The sequence below is a fragment of the Bacillus sp. FSL K6-3154 genome, assembly GCF_040869395.1.
GTDB lineage: Bacteria > Bacillota > Bacilli > Bacillales > Bacillaceae > Bacillus > Bacillus safensis.
In genome coordinates, this window is record NZ_CP152033.1 from 1,341,589 (window position 1) to 1,360,530 (window position 18,942).

Annotated in this window: 17 protein-coding genes; 3 read left to right on the top strand and 14 right to left on the bottom strand. The window is 39.2% G+C overall.

The window, feature by feature from the left end; translation table 11 throughout:
- Positions 1-213: 213 nt before the first annotated feature.
- Together MHH61_RS07095 and cls are read right to left on the bottom strand one after the other, a co-directional pair.
- Positions 214-1,929, bottom strand: coding sequence for an ABC transporter ATP-binding protein (locus MHH61_RS07095; protein ID WP_125585845.1), 1,716 nt, complete (start codon positions 1,927-1,929; stop codon positions 214-216).
- A 105-nt stretch (positions 1,930-2,034) separates the two neighbouring features.
- Entirely contained in the window at positions 2,035-3,537 is a 1,503-nt protein-coding gene (gene cls, locus MHH61_RS07100) for a cardiolipin synthase (protein ID WP_024423762.1), read from the bottom strand.
- Between the two features lie 152 nt (positions 3,538-3,689).
- On the opposite strand from cls, the gene MHH61_RS07105 reads away from it, so the two are divergent.
- Positions 3,690-4,661, top strand: coding sequence for a S66 peptidase family protein (locus MHH61_RS07105; RefSeq protein ID WP_125585842.1), 972 nt, complete (start codon positions 3,690-3,692; stop codon positions 4,659-4,661).
- A 295-nt stretch (positions 4,662-4,956) separates the two neighbouring features.
- On the opposite strand, the gene argS is transcribed toward MHH61_RS07105, so the two are convergent.
- From argS to speE, 5 genes are all read right to left on the bottom strand, one after another.
- On the bottom strand, positions 4,957-6,630 hold the full coding sequence (argS, locus tag MHH61_RS07110) for an arginine--tRNA ligase (protein ID WP_034281247.1): 1,674 nt from the start codon (positions 6,628-6,630) through the stop codon (positions 4,957-4,959).
- Positions 6,627-7,049: a DUF1934 domain-containing protein gene (locus tag MHH61_RS07115; protein WP_125585840.1), complete on the bottom strand. Its 423-nt coding sequence runs from the start codon at positions 7,047-7,049 to the stop codon at positions 6,627-6,629. Before MHH61_RS07115 ends, argS begins: the two co-directional genes overlap by 4 nt.
- 124 nt (positions 7,050-7,173) lie before the next feature.
- Positions 7,174-7,518 (bottom strand): hypothetical protein, encoded by a 345-nt coding sequence (locus MHH61_RS07120; protein WP_025093864.1) that lies wholly within the window; start codon positions 7,516-7,518, stop codon positions 7,174-7,176.
- 79 nt (positions 7,519-7,597) lie between these two features.
- Positions 7,598-8,470 (bottom strand): agmatinase, encoded by an 873-nt coding sequence (gene speB / locus MHH61_RS07125; RefSeq protein WP_039182190.1) that lies wholly within the window; start codon positions 8,468-8,470, stop codon positions 7,598-7,600.
- A 69-nt stretch (positions 8,471-8,539) separates the two neighbouring features.
- A complete protein-coding gene (gene speE, locus MHH61_RS07130; protein ID WP_025093862.1) occupies positions 8,540-9,370 on the bottom strand; it encodes a spermidine synthase in 831 nt (276 codons plus the stop codon).
- Positions 9,371-9,594: 224 nt separating this feature from the next.
- Here speE and MHH61_RS07135 point away from each other — a divergent pair, with 224 nt between their 5' ends.
- The gene (locus MHH61_RS07135; protein ID WP_125585838.1) at positions 9,595-11,664 is read left to right on the top strand and encodes a transglycosylase domain-containing protein; all 2,070 of its coding nucleotides are present in this window, start codon (positions 9,595-9,597) and stop codon (positions 11,662-11,664) included.
- Between the two features lie 124 nt (positions 11,665-11,788).
- Here MHH61_RS07135 and MHH61_RS07140 read toward each other — a convergent pair whose 3' ends face one another.
- Both MHH61_RS07140 and MHH61_RS07145 read right to left on the bottom strand, forming a co-directional pair.
- On the bottom strand, positions 11,789-12,307 hold the full coding sequence (locus MHH61_RS07140; protein WP_024423769.1) for a YwhD family protein: 519 nt from the start codon (positions 12,305-12,307) through the stop codon (positions 11,789-11,791).
- Positions 12,308-12,319: 12 nt separating this feature from the next.
- A complete protein-coding gene (locus tag MHH61_RS07145; protein WP_024423770.1) occupies positions 12,320-12,976 on the bottom strand; it encodes a site-2 protease family protein in 657 nt (218 codons plus the stop codon).
- A 113-nt stretch (positions 12,977-13,089) separates the two neighbouring features.
- Between MHH61_RS07145 and MHH61_RS07150 the strand changes: the two genes are divergently transcribed.
- On the top strand, positions 13,090-13,275 hold the full coding sequence (locus tag MHH61_RS07150; protein WP_003214939.1) for a 2-hydroxymuconate tautomerase: 186 nt from the start codon (positions 13,090-13,092) through the stop codon (positions 13,273-13,275).
- 320 nt (positions 13,276-13,595) lie between these two features.
- On the opposite strand, the gene MHH61_RS07155 is transcribed toward MHH61_RS07150, so the two are convergent.
- From MHH61_RS07155 to MHH61_RS07175, 5 genes are all read right to left on the bottom strand, one after another.
- Positions 13,596-14,255, bottom strand: a complete 660-nt coding sequence (locus tag MHH61_RS07155) for an ABC transporter ATP-binding protein (RefSeq protein ID WP_098677155.1) — start codon at positions 14,253-14,255, stop codon at positions 13,596-13,598.
- Positions 14,256-14,838: 583 nt separating this feature from the next.
- Positions 14,839-15,360: a stage II sporulation protein M gene (locus MHH61_RS07160; protein ID WP_098677153.1), complete on the bottom strand. Its 522-nt coding sequence runs from the start codon at positions 15,358-15,360 to the stop codon at positions 14,839-14,841.
- The gene (locus MHH61_RS07165) at positions 15,357-17,096 is read right to left on the bottom strand and encodes a hypothetical protein (RefSeq protein ID WP_098677152.1); all 1,740 of its coding nucleotides are present in this window, start codon (positions 17,094-17,096) and stop codon (positions 15,357-15,359) included. The genes MHH61_RS07160 and MHH61_RS07165 overlap by 4 nt, the downstream gene beginning before the upstream one ends.
- Before the next feature lie 85 nt (positions 17,097-17,181).
- Positions 17,182-17,499: an uberolysin/carnocyclin family circular bacteriocin gene (locus MHH61_RS07170; RefSeq protein WP_098677151.1), complete on the bottom strand. Its 318-nt coding sequence runs from the start codon at positions 17,497-17,499 to the stop codon at positions 17,182-17,184.
- 328 nt (positions 17,500-17,827) lie between these two features.
- On the bottom strand, positions 17,828-18,640 hold the full coding sequence (locus tag MHH61_RS07175) for a zinc-dependent metalloprotease (RefSeq protein WP_024423771.1): 813 nt from the start codon (positions 18,638-18,640) through the stop codon (positions 17,828-17,830).
- Between the last annotated feature and the right edge of the window lie 302 nt (positions 18,641-18,942).

Here is an 18,942-nt window from a genome sequence, read left to right on the forward strand (position 1 = left end):
CTATCCTAACAAAAAAAGCCCTTTAACAAAAGAGCTCTCAGATTGTTGACAAAGGGCTAAAATGATTTTTATTTTAGCCCTTTGTCTTCTTTTCAGCGTGATAGAAAACCTTTGCAGCCCTAGGAAGGGCGAGTACCGGAGCGGAGCGAATTGACATTCGTGAGCACCGGCACGCAGAACTGCGGGTGAATACGAGGGTTTGTCTAGCGCTGATCAATGACCAAACTGCGCTTCATGCAGTCTGCTGTACACGCCGCCCATTTGGATGAGCTCTTGGTGGCGGCCTTGTTCTTGGATGCCTTCCTCTGTCACGACGATGATACGGTCGGCGTGTTTAATTGTTGCCAGGCGGTGGGCAATGACGAGTGTTGTCCTGCCGACAGCCAGTTCGCTCAGTGCATCCTGTATAGCTTTTTCTGTTTCTGTATCAAGTGCTGATGTAGCTTCATCTAAAATAAGAATCGAAGGATTTTTTAGGAACATCCGCGCAATTGACAAGCGCTGCTTTTGACCGCCTGACAATTTGACGCCGCGCTCGCCTATCACCGTATTTAATCCTTCCGGGAAACGCTGAACGAGTTCCTCTAAATGTGCACGACGTACAGCCTCCCAAATCTCTGCATCGCTGGCTTCTAGGTTGCCGTACGCGATGTTTTCTCGAATGGTGCCTGAGAATAAAAAGACATCCTGCTGCACAATGCCGATCTGCTGTCTTAAAGAAGACAAGGTCATCGATTTTGTACTCACACCATCAATCGTAATCTCCCCTTTATCCACATCATAAAAACGTGGCAGCAAACTGCAAATCGTCGATTTCCCGGCTCCTGAAGGACCGACAAACGCAACAGTTTCTCCTTGTTTGATCTTCAAATCGATATCCTTTAACACATGGCTGTGCTCATCGTAGCCAAATGTCACGTTTCGATATTCAATTTCACCTTTTAGCCCGAATACATCACGAGCTCCCTCTGTATCCTTCACATCTGGCTCTGTTTCAAGTAAATCGACATAGCTTTTAAAGCCCGCAATTCCTTTCGGATACATTTCAATCACTGTGTTGATTTTATCAATCGGTCTGAATAAGACGTTTGTAATGAGAACAAACGCGATAAATCCACCTGCCGTTAATTGCCCTTGCAGAACAAACCATGTCCCTGCCAGAAGGACAAACAGTGTCACAAGACGGGTGAGAATGTAACTGATTGAGCCGTTGACCGACATGATTTTATATGAAAGAAGCTTCGCTTTTCGAAAGCGGTTGTTGTTTTCAGCAAAACGCTTTTTCTCGAAATGTTCGTTGGCAAAGGCTTGAACAAGACGAATGCCGCCAATATTGTTTTCAACCCTTGCATGAAAGTCTCCAATGTCATTGTTCAGCTGTGTAATCGCCTGCGTCATCTTCTTATTAAAATGAAGGGCGAGCCAGATGATGACAGGCATGATCAAGAAGGTTAAAATAGCAAGCTGCCAGTTAATCATCAGCATGACAGCAAAGGCACCAAGAATCGTCATAATTGCAATAAACAAATCCTCAGGTCCGTGATGAGCTACCTCACCAATGTACATGAGGTCATTTGTCATTCGAGACATAAGCTTACCCGTTTTGTTGTTATCAAAGAACTTAAATGAGAGACGCTGAAAATGATCAAACAGCTTCTTCCTCATATCTGTTTCAATATTGATGCCAAGCATGTGTCCCCAGTACGACACTATAAATTGCATAACCGAGCTGAGTGCATAAATGATAAACAGAGCAAGTGCGGTCCAGGCAATGACCGTCCAATTCCCTGTTGGTAATAATGTATCAATGAAGTAGTTCACGATCAGCGGGAAACCAAGTTCCATTAATCCAACTGCGACAGCGCAAAAGAAATCTAAAAAGAACAGACCGCGATAGGGCCTGTAATAGGCAAAAAAGCGTTTTAGCATATGTAAAAGAACCTCATTTCCTTTATAATTGATAATCATTTTCAATTATAGAGGAATCCTCTTCAAAATACTAGATCAGGAAATGATTTCATTGACTGGAAATCCTCATAATACGCCAGAAAACAACCGGGCAAATGATTCCTTCAACCGCTCTTTTAAGCCTCTTTTATAAAAATGTACAGGACCCATTTGCTCACATTCCTTCATATCTTCCTCATAGTGGGCCATCAATTGCTCAATTGGCTTTTTCGCAGCTGTAAAGACATTGACCTCAAAATTGAGCTGAAAGCTTCTCATATCGACATTGGCGGTGCCGACAGAGGCGAGTTCTCCATCAGCAATCATCACCTTTTGATGCATAAACCCTTTTTGATAGTGATACACCTTGATGCCCTCTTTTAGAAGCTCAGAAAAATAGGATCTTGTGGCATATTGCGTGAGAAAGCCGTCATTGATCTCCGGTACCATCACCCTCACATCCACCCCTCTTGTGGCAGCGATTTTGAGCGCAGTGCGAATCGATTCGTTTGGTACAAAGTAAGGTGTGGCAATCCAGACAAATTGTTTCGCATTAGAAATGAGAGCATCATATAAATCACTCATACTTTCTTTCATATCAGGTCCAGTTGGTACAACCTGAATGACATCATCGCCTGTCACAGAATGCGGCGTATGATACTTCGGATCATCAATTAATACTTCATCTGATACATACTCCCAATCCAGCATAAAAACGGAGTGAAGGGTCTGAACAGCCTCACCCTTTAACATAGCATGCGTATCACGCCAAAAGCCGATCTTTTCATCCCGTCCTACGTATTCCTTGCCGACATTTAACCCGCCGACAAACCCTGTCTCTCCATCAATAATGACGATTTTCCGGTGATTTCGGAAATTGAATTTTTGATTAAAGAATCCATATTTTAAAGGTAGAAAAGGAGCGACCTTGACCCCTGCCTGCTTCAAGCGTTTAATATCTTTTCGCGAGAAGCGGATGCTGCCAGCCGCATCATATATGAAACGGACCTCTACCCCTTCTTTCACTTTTTCAATCAAAATCTCCATCATCCGGTGGCCGAGGAAATCGGATTTGAACATGTAATATTCAATATGAATGAACGATTTTGCCTTTTTTAACTCTTCAAAAATTCTGGGGAACGTCTCCTCCCCATTCTTTAAAATCTCCATATCACTATTTGTGTTCACATGCATACCTGTTGCTTTTTCTGTGTAATGAAAAAAAGCACGCTGATTATCGGTTAAACGTGACTCATTCGGCTTACTCTCAAGCTCAGAGATTCTGCGTAATTTCTCGCGGTTATACATTCTCTTTGATTTGAATAAATGACCCTTTACATAGAGCTGCCCTGAGAACAGATAGAACATATAGCCAATGATCGGGAAAAAAATGAGCACATATATCCATAACAACGTGTGCTGTGATGTACGGTTCTCCAGCATGAGTGAGATGATACTAAATAAAATAATGGCGATATAAATCGCTGCGTACAGCTGAACGCTCCACGCCGGCACAGTCCACCAATACACCACATATGCCCCGAATATCATAAAATATAAAAATAAAAATTCCAGTCTTCTCTTTTTCACATTCTCCGCCCTCATTCTGTCTTTTTCTCTTCCATACCCTTTGCACAGCTTGTATGAAACGCACGACCCATTCCTTTCTCCTAGCCTTTACAGACTAACGCTATTTGATCCGATATAATGGAGAAATACGTGATGGAAAGGAAGATTTGTTTATGCATACACCCTCACCTTTAAAAAAAGGCGGGCATATTCGTGTCATCGCCCCAAGCCGAAGTGCCAGCATTTTATCAAAAGAAGGAATTTCTCAAGCGAAAAAACGTTTAGAGTCTTTAGGTTTCACTGTCTCTTTTGGACAGCATGTGTTTGAATGTGACATTCATTCCTCATCGTCTATTGAACACCGCTTGTCTGATCTGCATGAGGCGTTCAAAGATGATGAGGTTGATGGTATTTTGACAGCCATCGGAGGCTTTAACTGCAATGAGCTTTTGCCTTATATTGATTACGATTTGATCCGACAGCATCCTAAAGTCCTTTGCGGCTATAGTGACATCACTGCACTTGCAAACGCCATTACAGCGAAATGTGATATGGTGACATATTCTGGCCCCCATTTCTCAAGCTTTCAAATGGAGCAGGGACAGGAAGAGCAGACCGCCATGTTTCAAGCTTGTTTGATGAACGGCGGCGAACCGTTTGATGTGATTCCTTCGACAAAATGGAGTGATGACGCGTGGTATCTAGATCAAGCGAATAGGCAGTTTCATCCGACGAAATGGAACATATATCAGGAAGGAACAGCTGAAGGCACCTTGTTTGGCGGAAACCTTTGTACACTGAATTTACTGCAAGGGACATCGTTTATGCCGAATGTAAAGGATGCGGTCTTATTTGTCGAGGATGATGAGTTGGTGTTCCCTGAAATGTTCGCCAGAGACCTTACCTCCCTCTTGCAGCATGCACAATCAATCAAAGGGTTGATCATCGGGCGCTTTCAGAAGAAATCCAACATGACAGAGGAACACTTAAGATTCATCCTAGATAAGCATCCAATGCTCAAACACATCCCAGTGATTTACGACGTCGATATCGGACATACACAGCCAGTCTTCACCTTCCCGATTGGTGGAAACGTTCAGCTAGCGTGTACAAATGGAGACGTGAAGCTGCGCATTCATTCATAACTTAAGGCCAAAAAGCACCCGAATAGGCGGTGCTTTTTTCTATAACACTATCTTTTTTAAAATTTTTTTAGAAAAAGTGATCCAACCCTTCATTCCCTTCGTTAAGTAGATGTAAAAAGAAAAGAGAGGAGGCAAAAACATGTTTTCTGATGTACTTAGCCAATTATTTGATTCTATTTCTAACATAATTAATACGCTTGGATAATTTTCAAAACCCGCTATCTCTTAAGGATAGCGGGTTTTTTATACGAAAAAGCCCCACTCATTCAATAGAGTGGGGCTTTCTTTCATTTCATTACATCTTCTCCGGAGCCGATACACCAATTAGTTTTAATGCATTAGCAAGCGTGATTTGTGTTGCTTTCATGAGTGAAAGACGTGCTGTTGTTTTTGTTTCATTTTCTGCGTCAATGACCTTCTCGGCATTGTAGAAGCTGTGAAGGGCTGATGCAAGGTCATAAATATAGTTCGTCACGCGGTGCGGAATACGCTTTTCAGCTGCTTCTGCTACAACTTCTGGGAAGCTGCCAATGATTTTCAGAAGATCGTATTCTTTTTCCGATTGAATGTGAGAGAAATCGGCTTTTTCAAGGTTCGGTTCATAGCCTTTTTCTTCACCTTGACGAAGCATGCTGCAAATTCTCGCATGCGCATATTGTGCATAGTACACAGGGTTTTCGTTAGACGTAGAAATCGCTAAGTCTAGGTCAAAGTCCATATGTGTCGCCGCACTTCTCATCGCAAAGAAATAACGAGTCGCATCTAAGCCGACTTCTTCAATCAGATCACGCATTGTGACGGCTTTTCCTGTACGTTTACTCATCTTCATCTTTTCGCCGTTTTTGTAAAGATGCACAAGCTGAATGATTTCTACTTCAAGCTTGTCAGCTGGATATCCAAGTGCTTGGATCGCCGCTTTCATCCGAGGAATATAGCCGTGATGGTCCGCTCCCCAAATGTTAATGAGCTGGTCAAAGCCTCTGTCCAATTTGTCTTTATGATATGCGATATCTGGAAGCAGGTAAGTGAAGCTGCCGTCTTTTTTAATCAGCACACGGTCCTTGTCATCACCAAAATCAGTTGAACGCAGCCATGTTGCGCCGTCTTCTTCAAAGACATAGCCTTTAGCGCGAAGTGTTTCCAGCGCTGGTTCGATTTTTCCGTTTTCATATAAAGAAGTTTCTGAATACCATACATCAAATGGCACACGGAAATTCTCAAGGTCTACACGTAATTTTTCTAATTCGTATTTCAAGCCGTATTCGCGGAAGAACTTCATCCGCTCTTCTTCCGGCTCATGCACGAAACGGTCACCAAATTCATCCGCAAGCTTTTGTCCGATGCCTTTGATGTCTTCTCCTCTGTAGCCGTCTTCAGGCATTTCTTTTTCAAGACCGAGTGCCTCAAAATAACGTACTTCTACAGATAAAGCGAGGTTATTGATTTGATTTCCTGCATCGTTGATATAGTATTCACGGCTCACATCGAACCCTGCTTTATCAAGGATGTTGCAAAGGGAATCTCCTACAGCTGCACCGCGGGCATGTCCAAGGTGAAGGTCACCTGTTGGGTTTGCTGAGACGAATTCGACTTGCACCTTTTGACCGCCGCCTGTATTCGTTTCGCCATAAGCTTCTTTTGCCTCAAGAACAGCTGGAATGAGCTTTGTTAAATACTGATTGTTCATATAAAAGTTAATGAATCCTGGACCTGCGATATCCAGTTTTTCAATGGAAGCTTTCCCTTTATCAAACGCATTGACGATGTCTTCTGCGATTTGACGAGGTGCTTTTTTCGCAATGCGGGCAAGCTGCATCGCCATGTTGGTAGAGTAATCACCGTGAGTTTTATCTTTCGGCACTTCTAAAAGAACATCTGGCACCTGGCTTTCATCGGCAAGCCCTGCTTTGACGACTGCCGCTATGATTTCTTCTTTTAACGCATCTTTGACCTGTTCTGCGATATTCATGAACGTAAATCCTCCTTATACGAAATCGATAATGTATGTAAATGCTTTTGATCTTCTCCTGTCAGCATATCGTACGTAATGTGCAGCAGCCCCTTGTCCACATCGAGATCAATACCATGTGTGTGCACATCTAGCTGAAGTGTACCGAATGGCATCGTGTAATGTGTGACGGTCGTTTCTCCAATGAGAAAGCGCTGCTTCATTTGAATTGCCCCTGATCTCATCACAAAAATTTCTTTTTCACTCATTTTCACAACGGTTTTTACTTGACCCATTTCATGTTCTTCATGGTAAGTGAGATACGTTTTGTCATTCTTCTTTTGGTACGTTCCAGTCGTGCGGAATTCGATCGTTTCAGCCGGCTCCGTCTCTGGTTTCATCACTGACTTTACATGAATTGAAATTTGGTTTTGTGTCATTTTGCACTTCCTTTGCTAAGACCCGTTTAACTAAAATAGTATACCATAATCATGATCGTCTATCATACCATCATTTCTCTTCTTCACGGCGATTAAACTTCGTTTTTCATCTTCTGCCATCCCTTTAGAAAAAAAGAAAAATACAACTGACCACTACGACAAGTCCAGCCTTTACGCCTAAGTCTTTTCTTTTCATTAAGTAAAAAAGAGCCTGTATGCCTGAACTTGCCAAAAATGCCTGAAAAAAATCAAATGGTGCGATTTGATCCTTTTTAAATAACTGCATGAATAACGCAATGGCCGTCAGATAGAAAAAGCCTCGATCGTGAAACAGCCCCAGCATCTCTTCCTTTGCTTCCTTTTTTGAAGCAAAAACAGGCGGATCAGCTGCGAGCTCTCGTTTCAATGTGAGAAAGCCTGCCCCTAACACACATAAAGCGAGGAACACCATCAATATTGACGAAAACATGAGCTCCCTCCTTTATTTTTTGACCAATGTAAAAAAAAGAGCTTGTCCACATGAGATGACAAGCTCCTCTATCAACTGATTATTTCACAAATCCAAGCAGCATTTCGCGTAAAAGCTTACTCGCTGTATTCGCTGTTTGGTCAGAGTGATCATATACAGGTGCTACCTCGACAAGGTCTGCCCCAACGACTTGGACGTCAGATCCTGCAATCGCATGAATGGAGGCAAGCAGCTCTTTTGATGTAATACCGCCAGCATCTACCGTTCCTGTACCAGGTGCATGTGCTGGGTCAAGTACATCAATATCGATCGTCACATATACTGGACGCCCTTTTAGCTTTGGCAATACTTGCTTCAATGGCTCCAGCACTTCAAATTTAGAAATGTGCATACCCGCTTCTTTTGCCCATTCAAATTCTTCTTTCATCCCAGAACGGATGCCGAAAGAGAATACATTTTCAGCTCCAATCAGTCCTGCAACTTTACGAATCGGTGTTGAATGTGAAAGCGGCTCACCCTCATATTCCTCACGAAGATCTGTATGTGCGTCCATATGGATGATGGCCAAATCAGGGTATTTCTTATACATCGCACGGAAAACCGGCCAAGACACAAGATGCTCGCCGCCCATTCCTAATGGAAACTTCCCTTTTTCTAAAATGCTGTCGACATACTCTTCAATTAAATCTAAGCTCTTTTGTGCATTCCCAAAAGGAAGTGGGATGTCACCCGCATCAAAGAATGGCACCTCATGCAGCTCACGATCTAAATAAGGGCTGTATTCCTCTAAACCGATCGATACTTCACGAATGCGGTTCGGACCGAAACGTGAACCTGGGCGGTAGCTGACTGTCCAGTCCATCGGCATGCCGTATAAAATGACCTTTGCATCTTCCCATGTCGGATGACTTCCAATAAACACTTTTCCTGAATAAGCCTCGTCGAATCTCATGCAAGATTCCTCCTTTTACGCTTCAAAAAATGCGCAAACCGTCATTTGCGCATGTCCATTTCGCTTGATTTATTTGATTAAGTCGCTCACAAATTTCGGCAGAACGAATGCCGCTTTGTGCAATTCTTTTGTGTAATATTTCGTCTCAATATCAAAGAAACGGCTGTCTTCTACAGCAAGTGGATCATATTTTTTAGAACCGATGGTGAATGTCCAAAGACCGCTTGGATACGTTGGAATATTCGCTGTGTAAAGCTTTGTAATTGGGAAAATCTCTTTTACATCACGCTGTACATTTGTAATCAGCTCAGGTGTGAACCAAGGGTTGTCCGTTTGTGCAACGAAAATACCGTCTTCTTTGAGTGCTTTTGCGATTCCTGCGTAAAATCCTTTAGAGAACAGGTTCACAGCTGGCCCAACTGGCTCAGTAGAGTCAACCATGATCACATCATACTCGTTGTCAGCTTCAGCAATGTGCATAAAACCGTCTCCGACTTTGACATCTACACGAGGATCGTCTAGTTTCCCAGCAATAGAAGGAAGGAATTTCTTCGAGTACTCGATGACCTTTCCGTCAATATCAACAAGTGTCGCTTTTTTCACACTTGGGTGTTTGAGGATCTCACGAATGACACCGCCGTCTCCTCCGCCTACGACAAGCACATTTTCTGGGTTTGGATGAGTGAAAAGAGGAACATGTGCCACCATTTCGTGGTATACAAACTCATCTTTCTCAGACGTCATCACCATGCCGTCTAAAAACAGCATATTGCCAAACTCTTCTGTTTCCACCATTTCTAAATGCTGAAAGTCTGTTTGTTCTGTGTGAAGGGTTTTGTTCACCTTCAATGTAATACCAAAATTCTTCGTTTGCTTCTCTGTATACCAAAGTTCGCTCATTGTTCATCTTCCTCTCATCCAATAATAAACAAACATCTATTGTTAGCGCCTTATATCGGCTTTGACTATATCGATTGTCCAAGAAAAAAGTATAGTGGATTCATATCAAATTGTAAAGAACCGCATGAGTTCTCTTCATTTTTTAAAGCGCTCCTGCAATCGCTTGTTTAAAACGGTTTTCTTTGTTCCATACTGATAAAAAACCGTCAAAATGGGGGCTTTGCATGGACACAATCATGAGTAATAAAAAAATCCGCATGACCGTGAAAACGATTCGAGCCTGTTTTTTTATCGGCTTGCTCGCTTTTCTATTTGCAGGTACCGTCTTTTTGACGATTCTATTAATAGCTAAATGGCAAGGTGCCCCTTCTGTTCAAGTTCCCCAATCCACGACCATTTATGCAGCCGATGGCTCAAAGCTTGGAGAATCCAGCTTTGGAGAAAAGAGATATTGGGTGCCATTAAAGGAGATGTCTCCTCATATCAGACAGGCAGTTGTCGCTGTTGAAGATAAAACCTTTTATGAACATCATGGCTTTGATGTGAAACGGATGGCAGGTGCTGCGGTGGCCGATATTCGTGCCATGGCTAAGGTGCAAGGCGCCAGCACGATCACCCAGCAATATGCACGAAATCTGTATTTAGATCATGATAAAACGTGGAAGCGGAAGTGGAATGAAGCCTTTTACACGATTCGTTTAGAACAAAACTATACAAAAAATGAAATTTTAGAAGGATACTTGAACACCATTTATTATGGTCACGGAGCGTACGGTGTGGAAGCAGCGTCCCGTCTGTATTTCGGGAAAAAAGCAAAGAACTTAACCCTCGCTGAATCTGCCCTGCTTGCCGGTATCCCTAAGGGGCCTTCTCTCTATTCCCCTTATGTGAATGAGGAGAAAGCCGGCGCAAGAAAGAATATGATTTTGAGACAAATGCACGAGGATGGCATGATTACGAAAAAAGCAGCCGATGACGCTGCGAAAGAAAAGCTGTCCTATCGCCCTTTGCAAAAGAAGCAGCTGCAAGCAAAGCAAGCCCCGTATTTTTATGACGATGTGATTCGAGAGTTGAAACAAAGTTTGGGGTTAAATGAGGAACAGATTGAAACCTATGGGCTTCATATCCAAACGACTCTCAATCCAGAATTACAGAAAATCGCAGAAAAGACGTTAAAAAATACGATGAATTCCAAATCAGAAATCCAAATCGGCTTTGCCGCCATCCATCCTCAAACAGGGCATGTACTTGCCCTCATAGGCGGGAGAGATTATGAGAAAAGTCCATTCAATCGGGTGACACAAGCAAAAAGGCAGCCCGGTTCAACCATGAAACCCCTTCTTTATTACATTGCCTTGCAAAACGGGTTTACACCCGCAACTGTCATGCGCAGTGAGGAAACGGTGTTTGAATTAGATGATCAAGGCAGCGATGCCGCTTATTCACCAAGCAATTATCACGGCTATTACGCCAATGACGGCATTACAATGCTTCAAGCTTTAGCACTGTCTGATAATATTTACGCTGTAAAGACCCATCTATTTTTAGGAATGGAACAGCTTGTACGTGCTGGCAAGACATTTGGAATCAAGGAGAAACTAGATCAAGTACCCTCTCTTGCCCTGGGCACGTCTCCTGTGAAACCCATTGAAATGACCAATGCTTACGCCATGCTGGTCAATGGCGGAAAACGCGTCAAACCAACCTTTATTACGAAAGTAACCGATGCAAAAGGTAATGTGCTTTTTGAAGAGAAACAAAAACGAGAACAAATCCTCGATGAAAAAGCAGCATTTGTCACCACCGACATGATGTCAGGCATGTTCAATGATCAATTAAACGGCTATACAAGTGTCACTGGCCGCACCATTATAAAGGACCTTACAAGAACATACGGAGGAAAGTCTGGGACTACAGGCGCCGACAGCTGGATGATCGGCTTCTCTCCCCAGCTCGTCACAGGTGTATGGACAGGCTATGATAAAGGCCGCACCATTGACTCAGTCGAAGAAACGGCCTATGCGAAAAAAATATGGGCTTCCTTTATGGAATCAGCTCTCTCGAAGCAGCCAGCCTCTTCCTTCATGCCGCCAGACGGTGTCAAAGGGGTATATATTAATCCAAAAACCGGCGACCTCGCAGGTCCAGGATGTGAATCAAAGGTATTCACCTATTTTATAGAAGGAACGGAGCCGACAGGTGTCTGCTATGGTGCTGAGGACAAAGCCTCTGAGCAGGAACCAGTTCAAGATCAAAAGCCAAAGAAATGGTGGGAAAAGTGGCTGAAACGTTAAAAAAGACATGAAAAACCCCGAGATCTGCATCTCGGGATTCTCCATGTCCTAGCTTTAACACCAGTTTACTCAAAAACCGGAGAGAATTGGTAGCCATCCGCCAATCTTCACAAAAATTTCACAATTATTCAGGGACAGCCAATCCTTCTTTTAATTCATCTGTTGATGCGTCCCATAGCGCTTGATTATGACCTTTTAAGAAATCAGCCAGCACCTTTTTGGATACGTCATCCATATGACTAACGACAATTTTTCGCTTCATCGATTTATCCATTAAATTCACATGCTCTGGAAGTGACTTATACCCGCGGCGGATCGAACGGTCAACGGTCATTTCACAAGCCGTCACACCTGCATAATAAGGCCCTTCTTCTCTGCGATCAATCGTCACCCATACAAGCCAATACGGTTTTCCGTTCGGCACCTCTTCTTTTGTTTTCAAAAATTTAATTCCTTTTTCGACGGCACTTCTTGCATGCATGGCACCAATATCAATGACAGCTTCCTTTTCCTCTACATCAATGATGACTGGCGAGATATTATCAAGGCTGAGTGCACCTGCCCCAAAGCCTCCATGTCCGTCGGTTGCATCTGTTTTTTTAATGATGTTAAAACCAATTGGTTTCTTCTTTTTACCTTCCATTTATTAAACCTCCTAAAGCAGCGGCTTCAAAATAAGATTAAACCAGTGTATGATTTGATCCCGCATTCCGATCAATGGACCAAACACAAACTGTCCCAGCGGTGTGATCACGAATATGAGAAAAATAATGATCCCATATTGTTCAAATTGCGTCATTTTCGCCCGGATACGGGGGCTGACGACGTCCTCAATAATCCGATACCCATCCAGCGGCGGAAGTGGCAATAAGTTAAATAGGAACAAGATGACGTTTAAGTTAATAAAGATTAAAAAGAAATTATCGACTCCCGGCTCAAAGCGCATGATCCACTCCCCGCCAAATTTCTGAAGAAGCACATACACAAAAAAGCCCAAAAACGCCAGCACTAAGTTACTTAATGGCCCAGCAATGGAGACACAAATCCCTGCTAAGCGCGGTTTTTTAAAATGGTAACGATTCACCGGTACAGGTCTCGCCCAGCCAAACCCGGCCACAAAGATCAAAATCGTCCCGAATACATCGAGATGCTTCAGTGGATTTAACGTCAGTCTCCCTTGATTCTTAGCCGTCGGGTCTCCGAATCGGTACGCAACATATGCATGCGCCAGCTCGTGCATCGTAAATGCAACAACAAGCGTAATGGCGACATATGGAATAAGTTCTAATGGATAAACAAGAAATTGGTTCAAAGGCATGAATCCCTCTTTCTTTCTATACAATGATTTACTTCATTCAGTATACTATAAGAAGTCCCTTAAACTAAAGGGAAGCGTAGCATTAAAGGAAAAAGGAGGTTTTCGCCATGCCGATTGTCACCGTTCAAATGCTTGAAGGAAGAACAGACGAGCAGAAAAGAGCTCTTGTGGAGAAAGTCACTGATGCCGTTGTAGAAACAACAGGCGCAGGTGCAGAAAAAGTCTCTGTTATTATTGAAGAAATGAAAAAAGAACACTATGCCGTAGCAGGAAAGCGAATGAGCGATCTGTAAGCATATTAACAGACGACTTTTTTAAAAGGGCCTGCCTTCAGCTAGCTTGTAGACATCCCCGCAGTCCTGAGCACTGTGATCACGAGTGTCACATACTGAAAAGAAGAGAAAGGGCTAAAAATAAAGTTCATTTTAGCCCTTTCTCTTCTGATTTTTTTTATCAATTATTTTCATAATGCTTGTAGCAGCTAAAGTAGATGAAAAAACAATAATCAATTTTCCTACAATAATTTTATAACCACCTGTAAATACAACAATTGCTATGACAGTGATTGATATTATTAATAATAATATAAATAAATTCCTCAATTTAATTACCCCTAACTAGAAAAATGATTAATAAGTTTAGTGTCTTGAATTAGATAAGTCTTATCTGCTAGAGTCTCTCTCAAGTGCTCAGAATGAGTGATTATAATGATAGATTTTGCATATTCTTCTTTGTATTTTTTAATAAGATCAATTACCATTCTCTGTGATTGGATGTCCCAAGACATGAATGGCTCGTCTAATAAAAGAAGATCTGGTTGTTTCGAAATACTTCCAATGAAGAAAAGTTTATCTTTCATTCCTTCAGAATAATGCTCAATCCTAGTATCTAAATGCTGATTCATACCTAGTTTATCAGAATAGAAACTAACATTTCCCCAAAATAGTTTTTTAGGTACATCCCAAAGATTTCTGATTAACTCTAAATTCTCTTTGCCTGTAAGAATATCATATAGTAAATGATTGCTTGGAATGTAAGCAATATTTCTTTTATATTCGTTTAAATTATCAACGGGGTTATTCTTAAAATGAAGTTCACCTTGAAATTCAGCAATACCTGCGATCACCTTTAATAAAGTAGACTTTCCTGCACCATTTGCACCTAAAATACAAATAATTTCATGTGCATAGAGATCAAGATTTATGTCCTCTAATATTGGCTTACCTTTATTGTAATAAAAACAAACCTTTTTTAAACTTAGTAATTTAGACATTAATTAAGAATCCACCCCCAAAAGATACAATGTTAAAGAGGAAAAGTACAATACAAAAATTCAAGCTTGCTTTCTTAGAATATCCAACAAAATTGAGTAATCCTAAAAACAAAACTCGAGAAGCCCATACTACTGTTATGAAAGTTAAAAGAACCACCATGAACATAACAAAAGAATTCTCAAACATAAATATTAAATTTATACCGACTGAATTCCCAAAAAATATTAATGAGTTGTAAGTCAAAATGACAACAAAAAAATGACTTATTTTTAATGTAGGATGGAAAAAAATCATGACTATTAAATACACCAAAGAAATAATAAAATTAATGATTAAGTAAAAAGGTGTGAAAACAAAAGCAATAAAGACATATAGAGCGAAGAAGTTGTAATTTTCACTACTAGGGAGAATTTGCACGATAATACAAGTTACAAAAAACATATTCAATAAAATAATGATTAAGTTCTGAAACAATATTGATCTACTAGTTACTTTTTCTATATTTAGCGTTAAATAATTCTGGGGTTTAAAAACAAGTTGCATTTTTTCCTCCTAAAATGAAATTTGTTATCCTAGTTATATTCAAACCCAACTCACAAAATCTTCAATTATCGCTCCAAGAAATAAAAATGATGTTGCGATGAAGAGCATTATGAAACCCTCTCTAATCATTTTTAAATAATTAACTTTACGAATTTCACCTTGCAAAAATCTCAAAAATATCACTCCTGTAAACGTTCCAAGGACTGAAAAGGATAACAAACCAAACAACTCAATAAAAAAGTGTGGCAGTAATCCTGTAAACAAAGATTCTATATTTCCTTTAATTATCAAACTATTAATTGTATTACCGACAACATAACCATTCATACACATTACAAATATAGGAATAGCACCACACGTAAATAGTCCACCAATTAGACAAAGTAAACCAACATCTAGATTATTTAGAAATATGCTTCCATAATATTCACTATCAGAATTAGATTGAACCGAACCTCCTTTTCGGAACAATACACCACCAAAAACGCCTGCAAAAAATACTATTATGAATAAAATATAAACATTCTTCCATCTTTTTAATATGTTAATTAATCTAGTCAAAAAATACCTCTTTCTATCTTCTCAATTCCCTTTTCAACAATTTTTTTAGATATTATTTTAAACACAATCATTGATAACATGAAATAAATAAAATAGTACCAGTCAATATAATGAATCCATTTATAAATAGGTACAAATATGTTTATGAAGCTAAAAATTAAAAGTGGAACTAGTATAAAGTTTCTTGGTAGACTTTGAGACTTAATATGCAATATTTTTTCATCGTATGTACTTCCAACTTCCTGTATATCATCAAAAGAAAATTTAGAAAATAAAGGAGCCATATACAATTGAATGATTGGTGATATTTTATACACAGCAAACAACAATATAAATATTTGCAAACAAGATATTAAATTCAATTCTTTCACTAAATTGATAACAATTAAAGATATGATGATATTAATAACAAGAGGTATAAATAAACATACTTCCAACAATTTTATTTTAGATTCAAATAATTTTTCTACACCATTTGGAGACGTTTTTAACAAATGAATACTTTTACCTTCAGAACCTAAAAAGAATACTTGAGGATACTCATAAGAAACTTCAAAGCAATGAATAATTATTGTTAAAACATTAAAGAGAAGCAGCATTGCCATAATGAATGAACTGTTATCAGAGTTCTCCACTATCCCTAATAAAACCCCACAATAAAAAAAGCCTTCTAACGAATATATAATAATAGAAAAGACTCCTGGTGATACGATCCAACGTTTTCTTTCTAAATTAATAAGCTCTTTTTTAAACAGAAAATTATTCTCTGTTCTGAAAATCTTATTTACTAGTTTTATATAAAGTGTTAACCAATCAAATAATTCCTGCTTAGATTTTATTTGTTCATTTTTATAATAATTTGGATAAAAATAACGTGTGATAAAGACAATACACATCGTTAAAGCAAAGAATACCAATATTAATATTGGTAGGTTAATAGAATATATAATACCGTCGTAAATACTCCCAATAATTTTTTTAAAATAAATAAAATCCCCCTTGAATTCTTGAACAAATATATTTTTCACACGAATCCAATAGGAATCATTTAATAGCTGTTCTACATTTTTAAATGGTTCTCTTAAAGCAAATATTAGTTTTGCAAATTGATGACTCATTATGTATCCAAGAGTCATTAAAACACAGGAAAAAAACATATATATAGCAAATCTAAAGAAACCAATTTTATTTTTAATTTTATATGTTTGATACTTCCCCATTAAAAGATTCGAAATTATAAATGTGAAGAAAATAAACAAAATGAGATTGGAATTTAGCAACAAAAACAAACTTAAAGGTATTTTCAAAATAAAAAAGAGACATACAATTGCAGTTATTAAAATATTTCCATATTGCATCAAAAACCAAAGAAGTTCTTCAGTTAGTAGTAAAACATATATTTGTCGCTGACTTAGTGGAGATGTACTCAATAGATCCTGATATATTGAAAAATGGGTTCTTCTATATGTTGAAATTCCACTAGTTAGAGCTAAGAAGAATAATAAAAGGAATATCCCAAATAAGAACATTTCATTCCATCTATCAACAAAAACACCGTACTTGTTATATAAAAAAAGGATTAGGATGATTGAAAAAATAGTGTGAATAACCATCTTAAATATAGCAATATTTTTTATCCTCTTAAAAAAAGGAATAAACTTTAGTAAAAAGGAATAGTCTTTTTCAGCACGCATAATCAAATGGATTTTTAAAATATTTATGTATCTTGTTATCACATGAATAACTCCTAAAATAATATTCCCTATTGATCTCATTTCATTCTAATAAGAGGATTTCTCCTCTTATTAGAATAATTTCACCTTACCAAGCAATAAAGGCCTTTTTGCCTCTTTTTCTAAGCTCTTCTTTAAGATAGACTGTAAGTGCTTGTCTGCCGGCATTTGCAATTAGTCCTAATCCCCCGGTTAAAAAACCTGATAATATACCAATTATCACTGAAGCTGTTGCCCCCATGTCTAGATACCAAGTAATTGTACTACCTACTGCTGATGGAATACCAAACTCTTTAGTCAGATAAGCAATAGGTAAGTTCCCCATCACAAAAAAGTAAGCAAATAATAATGCAATACTCGCTAAAAGTAAGCCTGAGATTTTGAAAGCATTCACTCTTGCTGTCATTTTATTTCACCCCTTCCATCTGATTATAGATTTGAAACATAATAGAATTTAATCATAGTTTAATTTAAAAAACAAGTAAAATTTAACTTTTTTTGAAAATAAAACCTTACTGATGATAAGTATTTTTCACACCACATTATTACAAATAGTATATAGACACTTTAGATGCGAGATCATTGTCAAATTATATATTCTGAACATCCAATCAAAATATATTTATTTTCTAATAAGTATTTTAAGAGAACTCAAAGGGTTAAAATAACTTCACTCTAACCCTTTGAAAATAGTTTATGATTTGTTCTTGAATTAAATCATACTAACTCCTATCTTATCTGTACCACGCTTTATTACGGTTCACTTGATTTTTATGAGCCGCATCGAAGAAATCGACTGTGTAAGAATAATCATAATTCATTAGGCAGACAATGCCGCTTCCTTGAGGGTCGTGCGGTAAGCCAAAGTTATGACCGTATTCATGCGTAGCCGCTTTTGCAGTGTTCGCTGTCCCTTGATCAAGGTTAACGGCGAATGCACTTCCGCTTGGTGCACTATTGTAGACATAAGCGATTCCGCCAGCATCAAAGTTTGGATTTGCTGTAAATCCAGTGACAAAGTCATATCCTCTGCCATCAAAGCTGCGCGCAAGGTTAGACAAAATTTGCTCTGCATTTGAACCCGAAGACGTCCATGATCCTACTGCTTGTACGACAAAGTCCACATCATGATCACGGTTAAACGTGACATCTGCTTGCTCAATGATGCTGACAATCCGTGTTTGCCAGTCACTATATTTCGCACGATACTGCGCATCAGCAACCGCATAGACAGTGACCTTCTGACTGCCTGTACTTGCTTTTGTTGAAATTGAATCTCCTGTATTGGCCTTAAAGGTTCTTGAGCCTACCTGCTTACCAGACTCATCTAATACCTTTGTTGTCACATCTCGTTCAATTGGAGGTGCTGTCGTCAAATCTTTAAAATCCTTTGCTTTTGGCAACCCCTCACTAATATGGGTTTCGAACGGCGCATGACCATGATCATGCCCATGACCTGCACTCGCTACTGGTGCTGAAGCTGAACTTACCCCCGGTAACAAACTACCTACCAATAAAAATGACAAAAAGACTGAACGCTTTTTCATTCCTATCCCTCCTTTGTTTTTCACAAGGTTATATATTCACTGAAAATTCACTATTTTCCTTCTATTCAGTCAAAAACAGGGAATTAGATGCACAGGAAGAAAGTCGAATTACGTCATTTTCACTAATTTTTCGGATATTTTGACACACATTTCATCGAAAAATAGCGCTTTTGGTCTGGGTCATTTACTTAGTAAACACTCATGTTTTTAAGAAATAATATCATGGACCTAATGTCACATCTGAAAGAAACAAAAAATGATATTAGAAAAGATAAAGTCACACTTTACTGATACCAATTATA